Source organism: Streptomyces sp. NPDC001204, from assembly GCF_053598035.1.
Map to the genome: position 1 here is coordinate 91,619 of NZ_JBSFJL010000007.1, position 17,146 is coordinate 108,764.

The window sequence follows — 17,146 nt, forward strand, 5'->3', positions numbered from 1 at the left end:
CGGGTGACGTGTTGACGCACACCGCTCGAAATGTCCGGTGCGCCAGAGTGGTTCGGGGGCATGGAGAAGGGCCCCGCGGCCAGGTCGCGGGGCCCTTCTCGTCAACTTGGGTGAATCCCCCGGAGGTGTCCCGAGGTTTCAGCCGTTAGGCGTCAGCCGCGGACGCGTCAGTCCGACAGGCGCTCGCCCGTGGAGGTCGAGAACACGTGGGTCTCGCCCGGCCGCGGCACGACGTGCAGCGTGGAGCCCTTCTCCGGGACGGAACGGCTGCTGACGCGGACGACGAGGTCCCTCTGCTCGCCGCCGACCTCGACCGAGCCGTAGACGTACCCGTCGGCGCCCGTCTCCTCCACCACGTTCACGGAGACGGCGAGGCCGGCCGGAGCGTCCTCGGTGTCCTTCGACAGGGAGGCCGCCGCGCCGCCGCCCAGCTCGACCACGTCGAAGTGCTCGGGGCGCACACCCACCGTCACCGTGCGGTCGCCCTTGTCCGAGGCGGCCTTGAGCGCCTCGCGGTTGACCGGCACCACGCTGTTGCCGAACTTCACACCGCCGTCGGTGATCGGCACCTCGACGAGGTTCATGGCGGGCGAGCCGATGAAGCCGGCGACGAAGAGGTTGGCGGGCTTGTCGTACATGTTCCGCGGCGAGTCGACCTGCTGGAGCAGGCCGTCCTTCAGCACCGCCACACGGTCGCCCATGGTCATGGCCTCGACCTGGTCGTGGGTGACGTAGACGGTGGTGATGCCGAGCCGGCGCTGGAGCGAGGCGATCTGCGTACGGGTGCTCACCCGGAGCTTGGCGTCCAGGTTGGACAGCGGCTCGTCCATGAGGAACACCTGCGGCTCACGCACGATCGCGCGGCCCATGGCGACACGCTGGCGCTGACCGCCGGAGAGCGCCTTCGGCTTGCGGTCGAGGTACTCGGTCAGGTCGAGGATCTTCGCGGCCTCCTCGACCTTCTGCCGGATCTCCGCCTTGTTGACGCCGGCGATCTTGAGCGCGAAGCCCATGTTGTCGGCGACCGTCATGTGCGGGTACAGCGCGTAGTTCTGGAACACCATGGCGATGTCCCGGTCCTTCGGCGGCAGGTGGGTGACGTCGCGGTCACCGATCCGGATGGCTCCGCCGTTGACGTCCTCCAGACCGGCGAGCATGCGCAGGGAGGTGGACTTGCCGCAGCCGGACGGGCCCACCAGGACGAGGAACTCACCGTCCTCGATGTCGATCTCGAGCGCGTCGACGGCGGGCTTGTCGGAACCCGGGTAGATCCGGGTCGCCTTGTCGAACTGGACAGTGGCCATGGTGAATGGGCCCCCTTCTACCGGCAGGAACGTGCCGGACGATCCGTTGTAGGAAGGCGGTTGCCACTACGGGTGATTCCGTTGTGGTTGATGGTGTAGTCCACACGGGTGAACTGGCACAGGACGGTACCTGGCGTTCACCTGGTCTGTCAGCACTTGAGGGCTGGTGAACTTCACGGAAATTCCTGCCGGGCCGCCTCGGGGACCTGGGTACACTGCACGGACACACCCATACAGGCCTCCTTAGCTCAGCTGGTCCAGAGCGGCTGTCTTGTAAACAGCAGGTCGTCGGTTCGAATCCGACAGGGGGCTCCGCACACGGAGGCCACCCGCACCGCGAGGTGCGGGTGGCCTCCGTTCGTTTGTGCAGGTCAGGCTGTTCTGAGCAGCGTCCGTACGACCTGACGCAGCGTCGCCTCGGGGTCCGGCGCGGCGGCTGCCGCCCGCCACGCCACGAACCCGTCCGGGCGGACCAGCACGGCTCCGTCGGCCGTCGTGCCGTGGGCTCGCGCCCAGTCGGGCGCCGCCCCGTCCGCGCCGCCGTGCGGGTCGTACGTCAGCTCGGCGCCGACGCGGTACGAGTCCAGGCGCACGCCGTCCCTCTCGGCGAGGCGCAGGGCCGCCGTGTGCCAGCCCGCCGTCGACCGGGCGTCGCTCAGCAGCACCAGGGAGCGCTCGTACAGGTCGAGCGTCGAGATCCGCTCGCCGCCCCGGCGCAGCCACAGGTGGGGCGCCCGGCTGCCCGGCTCGCCGGTCAGGCGCATCGCCTCCGGCACGACCTCCTGGTCCGGGTCGGCGCCCACGACGGCGCCGCGCGGGTAGCGGTAGCCGAGGACGACGTTGACAATGCCGCCGCGCCTGCCGCCGCCGATACCGGGGGCCGGGGCGAAGCCGGGGTGGCTGTGCTCGACGGAACGGGCGGAGGCGCGGGCGCTGGTCGCCGTGGCGACGGGGCGGCGCTCGGTGTCGTAGGTCTCCAGGAGGCCGGGGCCGGCCCAGCCGCCGAGCACGGCGGCCAGCTTCCAGACCAGGTTGTGTGCGTCCTGGATGCCGGTGTTGGAGCCGAAGGCCCCGGTGGGGGACATCTCGTGCGCGGAGTCCCCGGCGAGGAACACCCGTCCGGCCGAGTAACGGTCGGCGACCCGTTCGGCGGCACGCCAGGAGGCCTTGCCGGTGATCTCCACGTCCAGGTCGGGCGCCCCGATCGCGCGGCGGATGTGCCGCTGGATCCGGTCCTCGGTGAACTCCTCCAGCCTCTCGCCCCGCTCCGGGTGCCAGGGCGCGTGGAAGACCCAGTGCTCCTTGTTGTCGACCGGCAGCAGGGCCCCGTCGGCGTCCGGGCCGGTGAGGTAGCAGCAGATGAAGCGGCGTTCGCCCACCACCTCGGCGAGCAGCTTGGAGCGGAAGGTGACGCTGACGTTGGCGAACAGGTCGCCGGGTCCGCTGTGCCCGATGCCGAGGCGGCGCCGGACCGGGCTGCGCGGGCCGTCGGCGGCGACCAGGTAGTCGGCGCGGACGGTGTACCGGTCGTCGGTGCCCCGGTCCCGTACCACCGCGGTCACGCCCTCGCCGTCCTGCTCGAAGGACTCCATCTCGTGGGAGTAGCGCAGGTCGCCACCGAGCTTCCGGGCGCCCCGCAGCAGTTCGGGCTCCAGGTCGTTCTGGCTGCACAGGCACCAGGAGGTGGGGCTGAACCTGGCGAGGCCGCCGTCCGGGTCGATGTGCTTGAACAGCCACTCGCCCGCCTCGCCGGCCAGGGTGGGCGTCTGGAGGATGCCGTGGTTGTCCGCGAGCAGCGATGCCGCCGTCTTGATGTCCGGTTCGACGCCGGCCACCCGGAACAGCTCCATCGTCCGCACGTTGTTGCCGCGTCCACGTGGGTGGATGGAGGTGCCGGAGTGCCGCTCGACCAGCATGTGCGGCACTCCGTGGCGGCCCAGGAACAGGGAGGTGGACAGGCCCACCAGGGAGCCGCCGACGATGAGGACGGGTACCCGGTGGTCGGCTTCTTGGCGCATCGATGCCTCCAGGAGCGGGAGTGCGGGTGTGGGGCGCATCGGAGTGTCCATGCCCTCCCGGGAGCCGTCGTGCGTACGTCCGCGGCACCAATCACCCGTGTGATCACCCGCGTGGTGCACACGAGTCGCGCACCGATCGGGACCGGCTCAGGATCGAGATCACGCTGACGTCGCGTCACCCGCGGCCGGCGTTTCCTCTGCCCCGCCAAGCACCGCCAAGGAGACGTACGCAGATGACCGCCATCTCTGAGCGAGTTTCAGAACCGACCGAGCAGCAGGCCGCGACACGTGTCTCCCAGTCCGTCTTCGACGGCTCCCGGCTCCGGGTCGTCCTGCTGGTGAACGTCTACGACGGTGCCCAGCAGGAGTTCCTGGAGGCCTACGAGGAGATGTGCAAGCAGGTCGCGTCCGTCTCCGGGCACGTCAGCGACCAGTTGTGCCAGTCCATCGAGAACCCCTCCCAGTGGCTGATCACCAGCGAGTGGGAGAGCGCCCCGCCGTTCCTCGCCTGGGTGAACAGCGAGGAGCACGTGCAGATGGTGCAGCCGATGCACAGCTGCATCCGGGACACCCGGTCGCTGCGCTTCCACATCGTCCGTGAGACCGGCCACACGGAGGTGGGCGCGGCTTCCGCCGAGCGCCGGCTCCAGGAGTCGCCGCGGATCGGGGACGGTGTGATCCGGCACGCGCTGACCTTCACGGTGAAGCCGGGCAGCGAGCGGAAGGTGGCCCAGATCCTGGCCGACTACGAGCCGCCCGAGGCGAACGTGGACGGCACCACCCGGCTGTGCCGCACTTCCCTGTTCATGCACGGCAACCGGGTCGTGCGGGCCATCGAGGTGCGCGGCGACCTCCTCGCGGCGCTGCGGCACGTGGCCCAGCAGCCGCAGATCCGGAAGGTCGAGGAGGACCTCAACCCCTACCTGGAGCAGGACCGCGACCTCAACGACCAGGAGTCCGCACGGGTGTTCTTCACCCTGGCGGCGCTGCCCGCGGTGCACCACGTGACGGTCGACCAGGAGAGTCCGGAGGCGGAGCGCCACGCGCTGTACTACCCGGCACGCCGGGGCATGGGCATGAAGGTGGCGGAGCTGCTGTCCCATCAGGACGAGCGGGCCGCGGCGGACCCGCACAGCCCGGTACTGCGCAGCACGGTCTTCGAGCGGGACGACGTCGTCGTCCGGCTGATCGACATCCGGGGCGGGCTGGACGCCGACCCGGCCGCCGCGCTGGGACTGGCGGATGCCGCGAAGGTGCCGGAGCTGACCAGCCTGCTCGACGTGGGCGCCGCCGAGAAGGACGGGGACCTGGCCCGGCTGCTCACCCTCGCCCATATGGACCTCATCACCGACCGCCGGTCCGCGCCGGACGCCTGACGCATCCCGAAGCCGACGTACCACACCACCGGAGGAACGACGTGATCAAACCCAGGCCCAGGATCGTGGAGCTCGGCGAGACCGAGCCCAACACGAAGCGCGGAGGCGATCTGCGCGCCATGCTCACCCCGGCCACGGTCGGTTCCACCAGCGGCTTCATGGGCGTGGCCATCGTGCAGCCCGGCGACCGCATCGGGGAGCACTACCACCCGTACTCCGAGGAGTTCGTGTACGTCGTCTGCGGCGACCTCGAGGTGGACCTGGACGGCGAGCCGCACCCGCTCAGGCCGGAACAGGGTCTGATGATCCCCGCCTACATGCGCCACCGCTTCCGCAACGTGGGCGACGTGGAGGCGCGGATCGTCTTCCACCTGGGGCCGCTGGCCCCGCGCCCGCAGCTCGGCCACGTCGACACGGAGGGCACCGAGCCTGCGGCGGCCGGCGCGGAGGCGCCGCCGGCCGGCGTGGCAGAGGTCCGATCATGACCAGGCGGGTGGCGGTCACCGGCATAGGCATCGTGGCGCCGGGCGGGATCGGCGCCCCCGCCTTCTGGGACCTGCTGGCGAACGGGCGCACCGCGACGCGGGGCATCACGTTCTTCGACCCGGCCGGTCTGCGGTCCCGGATCGCCGCCGAGTGCGACTTCGACCCGGCGGCCTCGGGGCTGGACGAGGAGCAGGTCGCGCGCTGCGACCGCTACATCCAGTTCGCCCTGGCCGCCGGCCAGGAGGCGGTGTCGGACTCCGGACTCGACCTCGCCGGGGAGAACCCCTGGCGGGTCGGGGTCTCGCTGGGTACCGCGGTCGGCGGCACCACCCGGCTGGAGAACGACTACGTCCTGGTCAGCCACGGTGGCGAGCGCTGGGACGTGGACCACGAGCGGGCCCGGCCGTATCTGGAGCGGGCGTTCACACCGAGCACGCTGGCGTCCACGGTTGCCGAGCGGTTCGGGGCCCGCGGGCCGGTGCAGACCGTCTCCACCGGCTGCACCTCCGGGCTCGACGCGGTCGGCTACGCGCTGCACACCGTGGAGGAGGGGAGGGCGGACATCTGCATAGCCGGAGCGTCGGACTCGCCGATATCACCGATCACCATGGCGTGCTTCGACGCGATCAAGGCGACGTCGCCCAACAACGACGACCCCGCCCACGCCTCCCGACCCTTCGACAACGCCCGTGACGGGTTCGTCATGGGCGAGGGCGGCGCGGTGCTCGTCCTGGAGGAGCTGGAGCACGCCAGGGCCCGCGGCGCCCACGTGTACTGCGAGCTCAGCGGCTACGCCACGTTCGGCAACGCATACCACATGACCGGACTGACCAGCGAGGGCCTGGAGATGGCGCGGGCGATCGAGACCGCGCTGGACCACGCCCGCCTGGACGGCTCCGCGATCGACTACGTCAACGCGCACGGCTCCGGCACCCGCCAGAACGACCGGCACGAGACGGCCGCGGTGAAGCGGGCGCTGGGCCACCACGCCTACGACACCCCCATGAGCTCCATCAAGTCGATGGTGGGCCACTCGCTCGGGGCGATCGGGGCGATCGAGGTGGTGGCCTGTGTGCTGGCCCTGGCCCACCAGATGGTCCCGCCGACCGCGAACTACGAGACCCCCGACCCCGAGTGCGACCTGGACTACGTCCCGCGGGTCGCCCGTGAGCGGAAGCTGGACAGCGTGCTCTCCGTGGGCAGCGGCTTCGGCGGCTTCCAGTCCGCGGTGATCCTGACCCGGCAGAGGGAGAGGACACGATGAGCGCACCGCGCAAGCGGCGGGCCGCCGTCACCGGTATCGGTGTCGTCGCGCCCGGCGGCACGAACACCGAGACCTTCTGGAAGTCCACCCAGGAGGGCGTGACCGTCCTGGACCGCGTGACCCGTGAGGGCTGCGAGCACCTGCCGCTGAAGGTGGCCGGCGAGGTGCGGTCCTTCGAACCCTCGGCGGCGGTCGAGGAGCGCTACCTCGTCCAGACCGACCGTTTCACGCACTTCGCGATGGCCGCGGCCGACGCCGCCCTCCAGGACGCCCGGCTGGGGCAGGCCGACACCGACGCGGCCCCGTTCTCCGCGGGCGTGGTCACCGCGGCCGGGTCCGGCGGCGGCGAGTTCGGCCAGCGGGAGCTCCAGAAGCTGTGGAGCAAGGGCAGCCGCTATGTCGGCCCCTGGCAGTCCATCGCCTGGTTCTACGCGGCCAGCACCGGCCAGATCTCCATCCGGCGCGGCTTCAAGGGCCCCTGCTCGGTGGTCGCCGCCGACGAGGCGGGCGGCCTGGACGCCCTGGCGCACGCGGCCCGCGCCGTCCAGCGCGGCACCGATGTGATCGTGGCCGGTTCGACGGAGGCGCCGCTGGCCCCGTACTCGATGGTCTGCCAGCTCGGTTACCGGGAACTGAGCCCGGTGGCCGACCCGGCGCGCGCCTACCGCCCGTTCACCGAGGACGCCTGCGGGTTCGTGCCGGCCGAGGGCGGCGCGATGCTCACCGTGGAGGCGGCCGACGCGGCCCGGGAGCGCGGCGTGCCCGTACGGGCCGTCCTGGCCGGACACGCGGCGACCTTCACCGGCGCCTCCCGCTGGGAGCTGTCGCGGGAGGGGCTGGCGGAGGCGATCCGCGGCGCGCTGGCCGAGGCCGGGTGCGCGCCCGAGGAGGTCGACGTCGTCTTCGCCGACGCCCTCGGCGTCCCCGAGGCGGACCGGGCCGAGGCGCTCGCCATCGCCGACGCGCTCGGCGCGCACGGCCGGCGAGTGCCGGTCACGGCACCCAAGACGGGCACCGGCCGGGCGTACTGCGCCGCTCCGGTGCTGGACACGGCGGCGGCGGTCCTCGCGATGGAGCACGGCCTGATCCCGCCCACCCCGAACGTCTCCGACATCTGCCATGACCTCGACCTGGTGACCGGTCGTGCCCGTGCCGCCGAGGTGCGCACGGCGCTGGTCCTCAGCCGGGGGCTCATGGGCTCGAACTCGGCGCTGGTGCTGCGGCACGGTGCCGCCGAGGCCTCGTAGCGAGGCAGCCACGATCAACCGGGAGCAACCCGGGAGCGACAAGGAGAGGAACCGCATGAGTGACCGAATCACAGTGGAGGAACTGGCCGAACTCATGAAGAAGGCCGCCGGGATCACCGTCAGCCCGCAGGAGCTGGCGGACCGTTCCGAGACGGGATTCGACGAGATCGGCATCGACTCGCTCGGCCTGCTCGGCATCGTGGGCGAACTGGAGAACCGGCACGGCATCCCGATGCCGGCCGACGCGGAGCGGTGCAAGACGCCCAGGAAGTTCCTCGACCTCGTCAACAGCACCCTTCTGGCAGGAGCGTAGAAATGGCCGGACACACGGAGAACGAGGTCACCATCGCCGCGCCGGTGGATCTCGTCTGGGACATGACCAACGATGTGGCGAACTGGCCGCGGCTGTTCAGCGAGTACGCCTCCGCCGAGATCCTGTCCCAGCAAGGCGACAAGTGCACCTTCCGCCTGACCATGCACCCGGACGAGAACGGCACCGTGTGGAGCTGGGTCTCCGAGCGCGAGCCCGACCGGGCCACGCTCTCCGTCAGGGCCCGCCGGGTCGAGACGGGCCCCTTCGAACACATGAACATCCACTGGAGGTACGAGGAGGTCCCCGGGGGCACGCGGATGATCTGGACCCAGGACTTCGCGATGAAGCCGGAGGCGCCGGTCGACGACGACTGGATGACCGACAACATCAACAAGAACTCCAAGGTCCAGATGGCCCTGATCCGCGACAGGATCGAGAAGGCCGCCGCCGGGCACCGGGCCGAGCCGGCCCTGACCAACGACTGAGCCGGACGGAGAGAGGACCGTGCACCAAGAACTGATCGTCGCCCGGATGGCCCCGGGTTCGGCCCCGGACATCGCCAGGATCTTCGAGGAGTCCGACCGGGGGGAACTGCCGCACCTGGTCGGTGTCACCAGACGCAGCCTCTACCAGTTCGGCGATGTGTACATGCACCTGATCGATGCGGACCGGGACCCGGGACCCGCCATCGCCAAGGTGGCCGGCCACCCCGAGTTCCGAGGCATCAGCGAGCGGCTGTCGGCGTACGTCAGCGCCTACGACCCGCAGACCTGGCGCTCGCCGAAGGACGCGATGGCCCACCGCTTCTACCTGTGGGAGCGTGACTGAGCCGCCGAACCAAGCCACCTGACGCGCCGTCCGGTCCCTCACGGACGGCCACCGGCCGCCGGGCCCGCACTGTCGCGGGCCCGGCGGCCGGTGTCCGAGGAGGTCGCGGCGGCGCCGCCGGTGGGGTCCGGTCAGGCGGGCACCGTGCAGTCGAAGGCGTGCAGGTAGGGGTTGACCGGGCTGATGTCGCCGATGACCAGGCCGGCCGCCTTCAGCCGGCCGGCCATGCTGGCGCTGGTGTGCTTGGCCCCGCCGACGTTCAGCAGCAGGAGCAGGTCCATGGCGGTGCTGAACCGCATCGAGGGGGTGTCGTCGACGAGGTTCTCGATGACCACGACCCGTGCTCCGGACCCGCCCGCCTCGATGACGTTGCGCAGGCAGCGGGCGGTGGAGTCGTCGTCCCACTCCAGGATGTTCTTGATGATGTAGACGTCGGCCTCGACCGGGATGGCCTCGCGGCAGTCGCCGGGCACGATCCGCACCCGGTCCGCCAGCGAGCCGCCCGCGCGCAGCCGGGGGTCGGCGTTGTCCACCACCTGCGGCAGGTCCAGCAGGGTGCCGTGCATGTGCGGGTACTTCTCCAGCAGGCTCGCCACCACGTGCCCCTGCCCGCCGCCGATGTCGGCGACCGAGGAGGCGCCGGACAGGTCGAGGAGCGCGGCGACGTCCCGCGCGGACTGCTTGCTGGAGGTCGTCATGGCCCGGTTGAAGACGTCCGCCGACTCGGGGGCGTCCTCGTTGAGGTGGACGAAGAACTCCTTGCCGTACAGGTCCTCCACCACGTTGCGGCCGGTGCGCACCGCCTCGTCCAGTTTCGGCCAGGCGTCCCAGGTCCACGGCTCGGTGCACCACAGGGTGATGTAGCGCAGGCTGCCCGGGTCGTCCTCACGCAGCAGCCGGGACATGTCGGTGTGCGCGAACGTTCCGTCGGGCTGCTCGGTGAAGACCCCGTAGCAGGTCAGCGCCCGCAGCAGCCGGCGCAGCGGCTTCGGTTCGGTCTTCACGGCGGCCGCGAGGTCCTCCACGGCCATGGGCGCGTCCCCGAGCGCGTCGGCCACACCGAGCCGGGCGGCCGCGCGGAGGGCGGCGGCGCACGCCGCCCCGAACGCGAGCTCCCTGAGCCGCATGGACGGCGGTGGGGCGGACTGAGCGGTCGTCATGTGCCGCCTTCCTTCCTTCTCGGTCCTGTGGGTTCCACGAGTGGCTACGGCCTCAGCACAGTCCCGCGGGCTTGGAGACCCCGCAGGAGTTCTCTGCGAAGGTGTTGTGGTGCGTGGCGCTCTCCTGGTTGACCAGGTCCGCCGGGGAGTTGCCGTCGAGCACGTTCCGGCTCACCCGGTTCCGCTCGCCGGCCGCGCCGACGAAGCTCTTGAACAGCACGATGCCGCCGGAGACGGGGGACCTGCCCGAGTTGCCGACGACGAGGTTGCGGAACACGTCGGTCCGCTCGGTGCCGGTCAGGACGATGCCGGAGCCCTGGAGGAAGGGAAGCCGGGCGGTCGCCGGGCAGAACCTGTTGTTCTGCGCGACCCGGTTGTCGCGCACGGTCAGCGCGCCGGCCCGCGGCTTGTTCTCGTCGCCGACGACGAACACGCCCGCGCAGTTGCCGGAGACGTCGTTGCCCGCGACAGTGAGGTCGCGCAGCCGGCGGACGGTGACGCCGATCCGGTTGCCCTCCAGCCGGTTGCGGGCGATCAGCGTGCCGCCGGTGTCGGCGGCGCCCTGCTCGGCGGTGACCGTGTTGGCCAGGAAGAGTCCCGCGTCGCCGTTGCCCCGGGCGATGTTGCTCCGGTACTCGCTGCGTACGGACCGCTCCTCGGCGATGCCCCACATCCCGTTCTTCTCGGCGGTCACCTGTCGCACGGTCAGCCCGTCGGTGCCCACGGCCATCAGACCGGCGTGGGGGAAACCGGTCAGGGTCAGCCGGGAGACGGTGACACCTTTCAGGCGCTTGCCCTTGGCCCCCACCACACAGATGCCGTTGCCCCGCTTGCCGCAGGCGCTCGTGGGCTTGCGGCCGCCCGGTTCCAGGACGGTGCCGCGGTCCGTGCCGCGCAGGGTCAGACCGGGTGTCGTCACCTTGACGCTCTCGTGGTAGACGCCGGGCAGCACCAGCACGGTGTCACCCTGCTTCGCGGCGTCCACCGCCCGCTGGATCGACTGGCCCGGATGCACCAGGTGCGTCCTGGGCGCCAGAACCGGCGGGGCGGCGGCGATGCCCGAGCCGACCAGCGCGGTGGCGCTCAGGAGCAGAGCGATATGGCGTTTCGTCATATTCTGTACCGTATGGCCCGATAGTCGGCTGGAACGCCCGATGGGCCGTCCGGCGGCGTGTCAGCGGCGCGGGGCGCGGTCCGGCGGCGTGTCACCGGCGCGGGGTGCGGTCCGGCGGCGTGTCACCGGCGCAGGGCGCGGCCGATCCACAGCTGTTCGAGGGACAGGGGGCGGCCGTCCTCCAGGTCCCACAGCGCGTTCTGCAGCACACGGCCGAGCGTCCAGGCGCGGGCCCGGTCCCGGTCGAGGTCCAGCGCCCCGGTCATGGCCTCGAAGCGCGGGACGACCTCGCCGGGCTCGAAGCGGTTGAACAGCGCCGGGAGCAGTTCGAAGCCGGGATCCCCGGCGAGCGGCTTGGGGTCGATGGCCAGCCAGGGCTCGCGGTCGGCGCCGAGGACGTTGTCGTAGTGCAGGTCCCAGTGCAGCAGGCGGTCGCCGCTTTCGCCGGCGACCTCGCGCACGGCGGCGCCGCAGTCCGCGAGCAGCCGGCGGTCGTCCCCGTCGGGCAGCCGCCGCAACGCCCCCGGAGTCCGTTCCAGCAGGGCTTCCGCGATGTCGCCCAGCCGCCGTATCCCCGCCGGGGCCGGTACGGAGGTGAGGCGGGCCAGCAGGCCGGCGATCACCAGGACGGCCTCACGGGTGTCCGGCAGGCGCGACAGCGGGCGGGCGGAGTGGAGGCGTTCCAGTAGCAGCGTGCCGGTCGGCTCGTCGTGCTCCAGCAGCCGTACGGCCCCCGCGCCGTCCCACACCCGCAGCGCCGGCGCCTCTCCCGCACTCTCCTCGTCGGGCAGTTGGAGCTTCAGGGCGGCGGGCAGACGGTCGGCGCGGACGACCGGAAGGACCAGCGCGCACACGCCGTGCATCGCCGGCCCGTCGATCCGCAGCCGCCACCGGTCGAGGAAGCCGGCCACCCGCCGGGGCAGACCGGCGACGAACGCGCGGCCCGCCGACCCGTTGAATTTCTCCTGGGAAGCGGCCAGCGCGCCGGGCACCTCGATCACTCTGACGACCATACTTGCGCGTGTGAGCTGGGTCATGTGGATGCGGCGTGGGCTGCGGGCGGCGACTGCCTACGTCCGCAGCGCTCCGGGGACGTACGTCTGGCTGCTGATCCTGTTCCTGACCACCGTCGCCCTGCACCACATGTCGCCGAAGTTCGAGCAGCACTTCCTGCTGCACCGCTCGACGAACCTGCGCGAGCTGTCGGACGACCCGGTGCGGGTGCTCTTCTCCAGTGCCATGTGGATCGACGGCGGCCACTGGCTGCCGTACGCGGTCCTCTACACGGTCTTCCACGCCCAGGCCGAGCGCTGGCTGGGCACCCTGCGCTGGCTGCTGGTGTGCGTGACCGCCCACGTGCTGGCCACGCTGATCAGCGAGGGCGCCGTGCTGTGGGCGATCCAGCGGCACGTGGTGCCGGAGTCGGCCGTCAACACTCTGGACGTCGGGGTGAGTTACGCGCTGGCCGGGGTGATGGCGGTGCTGACGTACCGGGTCGCCCCGCCCTGGCGGTACCTGTACCTGGCCGCCGTCCTCGCCTTCTACGCCGTGTCGCTGGTGACCCGGCACACCTTCACCGATCTGGGGCACGTCACCGCCGTCCTGATCGGCCTGGGCTGCTATCCGCTGACCAGGGGCCGGGGAGAGCCGTGGAACCCGGGGAAGGCGCTGTTCGCCCTGAGGCGTTAACACCCGGCCCCAGGGCTCCCGCGCCTCATGCCACGGGTTCCGTCACGGGCGCCTCCGCCGGGGCCCCGTGCTCGGGGGCCCTGCCCGTCACCATCAGGGCCGCGATCAGACCGGCCACCAGCATGATGGCGGCCGCCCACCAGATGGCGACCGTGTAGCCGTGGACGATGCCCTCCGGCACCACCCGGGCCCGGTCCGCCGGGCCGCGCAGATGGGCGGTGACGTAGGCGGCGCCGCTGGTCGTGGCGACCGTGTTGAGCAGGGCGGTGCCGATGGAACCGCCGACCTGCTGCGAGGTGTTCACGGTCGCGGAGGTCACCCCCGAGTCCTGCGGGGCGACGCCCGCGGTGGCGGTGGCGAACACGGGCATGAAGGTCAGGCCCATGCCGAGGCCCATCAGGACCAGGGCGGGCAGCACCTCGCTCGGGTAGCGCGAGTCGACCGTGAGCCGGGTCAGGAGCAGCAGCCCGCCCGCGGCCAGGAGCATCCCGGGGACCATGAGCACGCGCGGCGCCACGTGCCGCAGCAGCCGGGCCGAGATCTGCGTCGAACCGGTGATGATCGCGGCGGTCAGCGGAAGGAAGGCGAGACCGGTGCGCAGCGGCGAGTAGCCGAGGATCTCCTGGAGGTAGTACGTCATGAACAGGAACAGCCCGAACATGCCGATCACGGCCAGCAGCATGGTCAGGAGGCAGCCCGCCCGGTTGCGGTCCCGCAGGACGTGCAGCGGCAGCAGCGGCACCGGCGCCCGGATCTGCCACCACACGAACGTCAGGAGCAGCGCCGCACCGAGGGCGAACAGGCTCAGCACCAGGGGATCGGTCCAGCCGCGCGGCTGGGCCTCGCTGACCCCGTAGACGACGGCGACCAGCCCGCCGCAGCCCAGCAGCGCCCCGGGCAGGTCCAGCCGGGCGCCCGCCCGGCCCGGCCTGTCGGGCAGCAGGGTCAGGGCGCCGAGGACCGTGACGACGGCGATGGGCACGTTGACGTACAGGCACCAGCGCCAGTTCAGGAACTCCGTCAGCACGCCGCCGACGATGAAGCCGATCGCCGAGCCGCTGCCCGCCAGGGCGCCGTAGACGCCGAACGCCTTCCCACGCTCCCTGGGGTGGGTGAAGGTCGTGGTCAGCAGGCTGAGCGCGGAGGGTGCGAGGACGGCGGCGGAGGCGCCCTGAAGGGCGCGGGCGCCGTAGAGCATGCCCGAGGAGGTGGCCGCGCCGCCGAACGCGGAGGCGGCGGCGAACCCGGCCAGCCCGACGACGAACGTGCGCTTGCGTCCCACCAGGTCGGCGATCCGCCCGCCCAGCAGGAGCAGCCCGCCGAAGCCGAGGGAGTAGGCGGTGATGACCCACTGCCGGTTCCCGTCGGACATGTGCAGGGCGTGCTGAGCGGAGGGGAGCGCGATGTTCACGATCGTCGCGTCCAGGACCACCATCAGCTGCGCGAGCGCGATGACGACCAGTGCCCACCAGCGGTGCCGGTCGGTCTCCTGGGACGAGGATTCACCTGGACGGGGGGCGCTCACCTGGCCAGAAGACCATGAATCGGGAGGTATCGCATCCTGCGTGTACGCGGGCCGCCTCGCGGTCGGGAGAGGGGACCGGAAGGGGATTGTCAGTGGCGGGGTGCAGCATGGGGGCATGGTGAGCGGAGCGAGCGGCAGGGCCGGTGTGAAGGGCGCGCGGCGGCCCGAGGTGCGGTTGCCGGCGCTGGAGGAGTACGGCGGCGGGGGACTGGCGCCGGACGGGGACTACGACGGGCTGGAGTTCCGGGAGGAGGATCTGGCCGGGCAGGACGGGGCGGGGGCCCGGTTCCTGGACTGCGCGCTCAGGGGCTGCGCGCTGGACGACGCGTCGCTGCGGCACGCCCGCTTCCTGGACTCGGTCCTCACCGGCATACGGGGTGTCGGCACCGACCTCGCCGAGGCGACCCTGCGTGATGTGGAGGTGGTCGACGCCCGCCTCGGCGGTGTGCAGTGCCACGGTGCGGTCCTGGAGCGCGTGTGGATCCGCGGCGGCAAGATCGACTACCTGAACCTGCGCAAGGCCCGGCTGCGGGACGTCGTCTTCGAGGGCTGCGTCCTCGTCGAGCCGGACTTCGGGGGTGCCCGGCTGGAGCGGGTGGAGTTCGCGGACTGCGTGGTCAAGGGCGTCGACTTCAGCGCGGCGACGCTCTCGGACGTGGACCTGCGGGGTGCCGTGTCCCTGGAGATCGCGCGCGGGCTGGACCGGCTGGCGGGCGCGGTGATCAGCACCGGTCAGCTCCTGGACCTGGCGCCGGTGCTGGCGGCGGAGCTGGGGATCAGGGTGGAGGGGTGAGGGGACTGAAAGGACGGAAAGGGTCGAAAGGGCAGAAAGGGGATTCCGGCTGGGAGGGGGCTCAGGAGACGCGGGGGTAGCGGGCCTGGAGGGTCCAGATCGCCGGGTTCTCCGCCAGGTCCTCGTGCAGGTCGCACAGGTCGGCGACGAGGTCGTGCAGGAAGTCACGGGCCTCGCGGCGCAGTGCCGAGTGCGAGAAGGTCAGCGGGGACTCCTCGACGGGCATCCAGTCGGACTCGATGTCGACCCAGCCGAAGCGGCGCTCGAAGAGCATGCGGTCCGTGGACTCGGTGAAGTCCAGCTCCGCCCGCTGCGGACGGGAGGCGCGGGAGCCGGCCGGGTCCCGGTCCAGCCGCTCGACGATGTCGCACAGGGCCCAGGCGAAGTCGAGCACGGGCACCCAGCCCCAGGCCGTGGCCAGTTCGCGGTCCGACTCGGTGTCGGCCAGGTAGACGTCGCCGCAGAACAGGTCGTGCCGCAGCGCCCGCACGTCCGCGCGGCGGTAGTCCGTCTGCGGCGGGTCGGGGAAGCGGTTGGAGAGGGCGTAGCCGATGTCGAGCACGTAGGCGATGGTGTCATGTGCCCCGCATAGGATCGCGCGCGTGTATCGATCTGCCCTGCTTGTCCGGACCGCCGCGGCCGGCTGCGCCCTGCTCGCGCTGACGCTGACCGGGTGCGGCGGTGGTGTCCGGGGCACCCCGGGCGGGGCCGGGCTGCACGATCCGTACTTCCCCAGGGCGGGCAACGGCGGGTACGACGTCAGCCACTACGGCCTGACCCTCGACTACGACCCGGGCCGACGTCACCTCACGGGCACGGCGGTCATCACCGCCCGGGCGACCAAGGACCTGTCCGCCTTCGACCTCGATCTCGTGGGGCTCGACGTCCGGAGCGTCACGGTGGAGGGGAGGGCCGCCTGGTTCAGCCGGGCGGGGCAGGAACTCACCGTGCGCCCGCACGGCGATCTGCTGAAGGGGAAGACGTTCACCGCGACGGTCCGCTACTCGGGGCGGCCGCAGGTCGTCGTCGATCCCGACGGGTCGCGGGAGGGGTGGCTGCCCACCGCCGACGGCGCGCTCGCCCTCGGTGAGCCGGTCGGCTCGATGGCGTGGTTCCCGGGGAACCACCACCCGTCCGACAAGGCCGCGTACGACATCTCGGTCACCGTGCCCGAGGGGCTGCGGGCCGTCTCCAACGGCGAGTTGAGGAGCGAGACGACCAGCGGGGGGCGTACGACGTTCCGGTGGCGCACCGCCGAGCCCATGGCGAGCTATCTGGCGACCGTCGCGATCGGCCGCTTCGAGATCACCCGCTCCACCACGAGGAGCGGTCTGCCGGTGTACGTCGCCGTGGAGCCCTCCCAGGTGCGGGAGAGCGGGGCCGTGCCGGCCAGGATCCCCGAGGTCGTCGAGTGGGCGGAGCGCCGCTTCGGCCCGTACCCCTTCTCGTCCACCGGCGCGATCGTCGGCCGCCGCGAGGACGCCGGTTTCGCCCTGGAGACCCAGAACCGGCCCTTCTTCCCCGGCGCCCCCGACATCGGAACCCTCGTCCACGAACTCGCCCACCAGTGGTACGGGGACTCCGTCACCCCGAAGAGCTGGCGGGACATGTGGCTGAGCGAGGCCTTCGCGACGTACGCGCAGTGGCTGTGGGACGAGGACCACGGCGGCCGGACCGCGCAGCAGGCCTTCGACGCGCTCCGACGCGGCGGCTACTTCGCCGACGACGCGGGGGACGGGGCCGTGTGGTCCTTCCCGCCCGCCGAGCCGGTCGATGCCGCGCACATCTCCGGACGGCCCGTCTACGAACGGGGCGCGATGGTTCTGCACAAGATCCGCCAGGTGGTCGGTGACCACGCCTTCGACGGCATCGTCCGGGGCTGGGCCGCCGCCCACCGCCACGGCAACGCGGACACCGCCGACTTCACCGCCTACGTGGAGAAGAAGGCCCCGGGCACGGATTTCGGCGGGATCTGGGCGGACTGGCTGTACGGGGACGGCAAGCCGACGGGGCCCTGACCGCGGCCGGC

At 71.7% G+C, this 17,146-nt stretch carries 17 protein-coding genes and 1 tRNA gene; 11 read left to right on the forward strand and 7 right to left on the reverse strand.

Annotated elements, in window-relative coordinates:
* Nucleotides 1-167: 167 nt before the first annotated feature.
* Nucleotides 168-1,304, reverse strand: a complete 1,137-nt coding sequence (locus ACWC91_RS12350) for an ABC transporter ATP-binding protein (protein ID WP_225074556.1) — start codon at nucleotides 1,302-1,304, stop codon at nucleotides 168-170.
* A 237-nt stretch (nucleotides 1,305-1,541) separates the two neighbouring features.
* On the opposite strand from ACWC91_RS12350, the gene ACWC91_RS12355 reads away from it, so the two are divergent.
* A tRNA-Thr gene (locus ACWC91_RS12355) sits at nucleotides 1,542-1,616 on the forward strand.
* Nucleotides 1,617-1,675: 59 nt separating this feature from the next.
* Here the strand turns inward: ACWC91_RS12355 and ACWC91_RS12360 are convergent.
* Complete coding sequence (locus ACWC91_RS12360) at nucleotides 1,676-3,322, reverse strand: FAD-dependent oxidoreductase (protein WP_450641556.1); 1,647 nt, start codon at nucleotides 3,320-3,322, stop codon at nucleotides 1,676-1,678.
* Between the two features lie 233 nt (nucleotides 3,323-3,555).
* On the opposite strand from ACWC91_RS12360, the gene ACWC91_RS12365 reads away from it, so the two are divergent.
* The 7 genes from ACWC91_RS12365 to ACWC91_RS12395 are packed head-to-tail and all read left to right on the forward strand — an operon-like array spanning nucleotide 3,556 to nucleotide 8,836.
* The gene (locus ACWC91_RS12365; protein WP_450641542.1) at nucleotides 3,556-4,698 is read left to right on the forward strand and encodes a SchA/CurD-like domain-containing protein; all 1,143 of its coding nucleotides are present in this window, start codon (nucleotides 3,556-3,558) and stop codon (nucleotides 4,696-4,698) included.
* Between the two features lie 41 nt (nucleotides 4,699-4,739).
* On the forward strand, nucleotides 4,740-5,183 hold the full coding sequence (locus ACWC91_RS12370; protein ID WP_225074558.1) for a cupin domain-containing protein: 444 nt from the start codon (nucleotides 4,740-4,742) through the stop codon (nucleotides 5,181-5,183).
* Nucleotides 5,180-6,448: a beta-ketoacyl-[acyl-carrier-protein] synthase family protein gene (locus ACWC91_RS12375; protein ID WP_141360115.1), complete on the forward strand. Its 1,269-nt coding sequence runs from the start codon at nucleotides 5,180-5,182 to the stop codon at nucleotides 6,446-6,448. Before ACWC91_RS12370 ends, ACWC91_RS12375 begins: the two co-directional genes overlap by 4 nt.
* Nucleotides 6,445-7,695 (forward strand): ketosynthase chain-length factor, encoded by a 1,251-nt coding sequence (locus tag ACWC91_RS12380; RefSeq protein WP_225074559.1) that lies wholly within the window; start codon nucleotides 6,445-6,447, stop codon nucleotides 7,693-7,695. Before ACWC91_RS12375 ends, ACWC91_RS12380 begins: the two co-directional genes overlap by 4 nt.
* A gap of 55 nt (nucleotides 7,696-7,750) precedes the next feature.
* The gene (locus tag ACWC91_RS12385) at nucleotides 7,751-8,008 is read left to right on the forward strand and encodes an acyl carrier protein (protein WP_141360117.1); all 258 of its coding nucleotides are present in this window, start codon (nucleotides 7,751-7,753) and stop codon (nucleotides 8,006-8,008) included.
* Nucleotides 8,009-8,010: 2 nt separating this feature from the next.
* Complete coding sequence (locus ACWC91_RS12390; protein ID WP_225074560.1) at nucleotides 8,011-8,493, forward strand: SRPBCC family protein; 483 nt, start codon at nucleotides 8,011-8,013, stop codon at nucleotides 8,491-8,493.
* 19 nt (nucleotides 8,494-8,512) lie between these two features.
* Nucleotides 8,513-8,836: a TcmI family type II polyketide cyclase gene (locus ACWC91_RS12395; RefSeq protein ID WP_141360119.1), complete on the forward strand. Its 324-nt coding sequence runs from the start codon at nucleotides 8,513-8,515 to the stop codon at nucleotides 8,834-8,836.
* Nucleotides 8,837-8,967: 131 nt separating this feature from the next.
* On the opposite strand, the gene ACWC91_RS12400 is transcribed toward ACWC91_RS12395, so the two are convergent.
* The 3 genes from ACWC91_RS12400 to ACWC91_RS12410 all read right to left on the reverse strand — a co-directional run bounded on the left by ACWC91_RS12400 (nucleotide 8,968) and on the right by ACWC91_RS12410 (nucleotide 12,123).
* Nucleotides 8,968-9,996 (reverse strand): methyltransferase, encoded by a 1,029-nt coding sequence (locus ACWC91_RS12400; protein ID WP_281156357.1) that lies wholly within the window; start codon nucleotides 9,994-9,996, stop codon nucleotides 8,968-8,970.
* A gap of 52 nt (nucleotides 9,997-10,048) precedes the next feature.
* Nucleotides 10,049-11,110, reverse strand: a complete 1,062-nt coding sequence (locus ACWC91_RS12405; protein WP_450641546.1) for a right-handed parallel beta-helix repeat-containing protein — start codon at nucleotides 11,108-11,110, stop codon at nucleotides 10,049-10,051.
* Nucleotides 11,111-11,232: 122 nt separating this feature from the next.
* The gene (locus ACWC91_RS12410; protein ID WP_450641548.1) at nucleotides 11,233-12,123 is read right to left on the reverse strand and encodes an aminoglycoside phosphotransferase family protein; all 891 of its coding nucleotides are present in this window, start codon (nucleotides 12,121-12,123) and stop codon (nucleotides 11,233-11,235) included.
* 22 nt (nucleotides 12,124-12,145) lie between these two features.
* Here ACWC91_RS12410 and ACWC91_RS12415 point away from each other — a divergent pair, with 22 nt between their 5' ends.
* Nucleotides 12,146-12,799: a rhomboid-like protein gene (locus ACWC91_RS12415; protein WP_450641558.1), complete on the forward strand. Its 654-nt coding sequence runs from the start codon at nucleotides 12,146-12,148 to the stop codon at nucleotides 12,797-12,799.
* 25 nt (nucleotides 12,800-12,824) lie between these two features.
* Here the strand turns inward: ACWC91_RS12415 and ACWC91_RS12420 are convergent, their stop codons facing one another.
* A complete protein-coding gene (locus ACWC91_RS12420) occupies nucleotides 12,825-14,324 on the reverse strand; it encodes an MFS transporter (protein WP_450641550.1) in 1,500 nt (499 codons plus the stop codon).
* A gap of 115 nt (nucleotides 14,325-14,439) precedes the next feature.
* Between ACWC91_RS12420 and ACWC91_RS12425 the strand changes: the two genes are divergently transcribed.
* Complete coding sequence (locus ACWC91_RS12425) at nucleotides 14,440-15,117, forward strand: pentapeptide repeat-containing protein (RefSeq protein WP_225074565.1); 678 nt, start codon at nucleotides 14,440-14,442, stop codon at nucleotides 15,115-15,117.
* 61 nt (nucleotides 15,118-15,178) lie between these two features.
* Here the strand turns inward: ACWC91_RS12425 and ACWC91_RS12430 are convergent, their stop codons facing one another.
* The gene (locus ACWC91_RS12430; protein WP_225074566.1) at nucleotides 15,179-15,679 is read right to left on the reverse strand and encodes a hypothetical protein; all 501 of its coding nucleotides are present in this window, start codon (nucleotides 15,677-15,679) and stop codon (nucleotides 15,179-15,181) included.
* A gap of 7 nt (nucleotides 15,680-15,686) precedes the next feature.
* Between ACWC91_RS12430 and ACWC91_RS12435 the strand changes: the two genes are divergently transcribed.
* Nucleotides 15,687-17,135, forward strand: coding sequence for a M1 family metallopeptidase (locus tag ACWC91_RS12435; RefSeq protein WP_450641552.1), 1,449 nt, complete (start codon nucleotides 15,687-15,689; stop codon nucleotides 17,133-17,135).
* Nucleotides 17,136-17,146: the final 11 nt, after the last annotated feature.

What these genes read in the sequence shown, in the direction of transcription:
- ACWC91_RS12365 (WP_450641542.1), top strand. Translation starts at nt 3,556, where the DNA reads ATGACCGCCATCTCTGAGCGAGTTTCAGAACCGACCGAGCAGCAGGCC.
- ACWC91_RS12435 (WP_450641552.1), top strand. Translation starts at nt 15,687, where the DNA reads ATGGTGTCATGTGCCCCGCATAGGATCGCGCGCGTGTATCGATCTGCC.
- ACWC91_RS12360 (WP_450641556.1), bottom strand. Translation starts at nt 3,322, where the DNA reads ATGCGCCAAGAAGCCGACCACCGGGTACCCGTCCTCATCGTCGGCGGC.
- ACWC91_RS12375 (WP_141360115.1), top strand. Translation starts at nt 5,180, where the DNA reads ATGACCAGGCGGGTGGCGGTCACCGGCATAGGCATCGTGGCGCCGGGC.
- ACWC91_RS12415 (WP_450641558.1), top strand. Translation starts at nt 12,146, where the DNA reads ATGTGGATGCGGCGTGGGCTGCGGGCGGCGACTGCCTACGTCCGCAGC.
- ACWC91_RS12380 (WP_225074559.1), top strand. Translation starts at nt 6,445, where the DNA reads ATGAGCGCACCGCGCAAGCGGCGGGCCGCCGTCACCGGTATCGGTGTC.
- ACWC91_RS12425 (WP_225074565.1), top strand. Translation starts at nt 14,440, where the DNA reads ATGGTGAGCGGAGCGAGCGGCAGGGCCGGTGTGAAGGGCGCGCGGCGG.
- ACWC91_RS12390 (WP_225074560.1), top strand. Translation starts at nt 8,011, where the DNA reads ATGGCCGGACACACGGAGAACGAGGTCACCATCGCCGCGCCGGTGGAT.
- ACWC91_RS12400 (WP_281156357.1), bottom strand. Translation starts at nt 9,996, where the DNA reads ATGACGACCGCTCAGTCCGCCCCACCGCCGTCCATGCGGCTCAGGGAG.
- ACWC91_RS12350 (WP_225074556.1), bottom strand. Translation starts at nt 1,304, where the DNA reads ATGGCCACTGTCCAGTTCGACAAGGCGACCCGGATCTACCCGGGTTCC.
- ACWC91_RS12385 (WP_141360117.1), top strand. Translation starts at nt 7,751, where the DNA reads ATGAGTGACCGAATCACAGTGGAGGAACTGGCCGAACTCATGAAGAAG.
- ACWC91_RS12410 (WP_450641548.1), bottom strand. Translation starts at nt 12,123, where the DNA reads ATGGTCGTCAGAGTGATCGAGGTGCCCGGCGCGCTGGCCGCTTCCCAG.
- ACWC91_RS12405 (WP_450641546.1), bottom strand. Translation starts at nt 11,110, where the DNA reads ATGACGAAACGCCATATCGCTCTGCTCCTGAGCGCCACCGCGCTGGTC.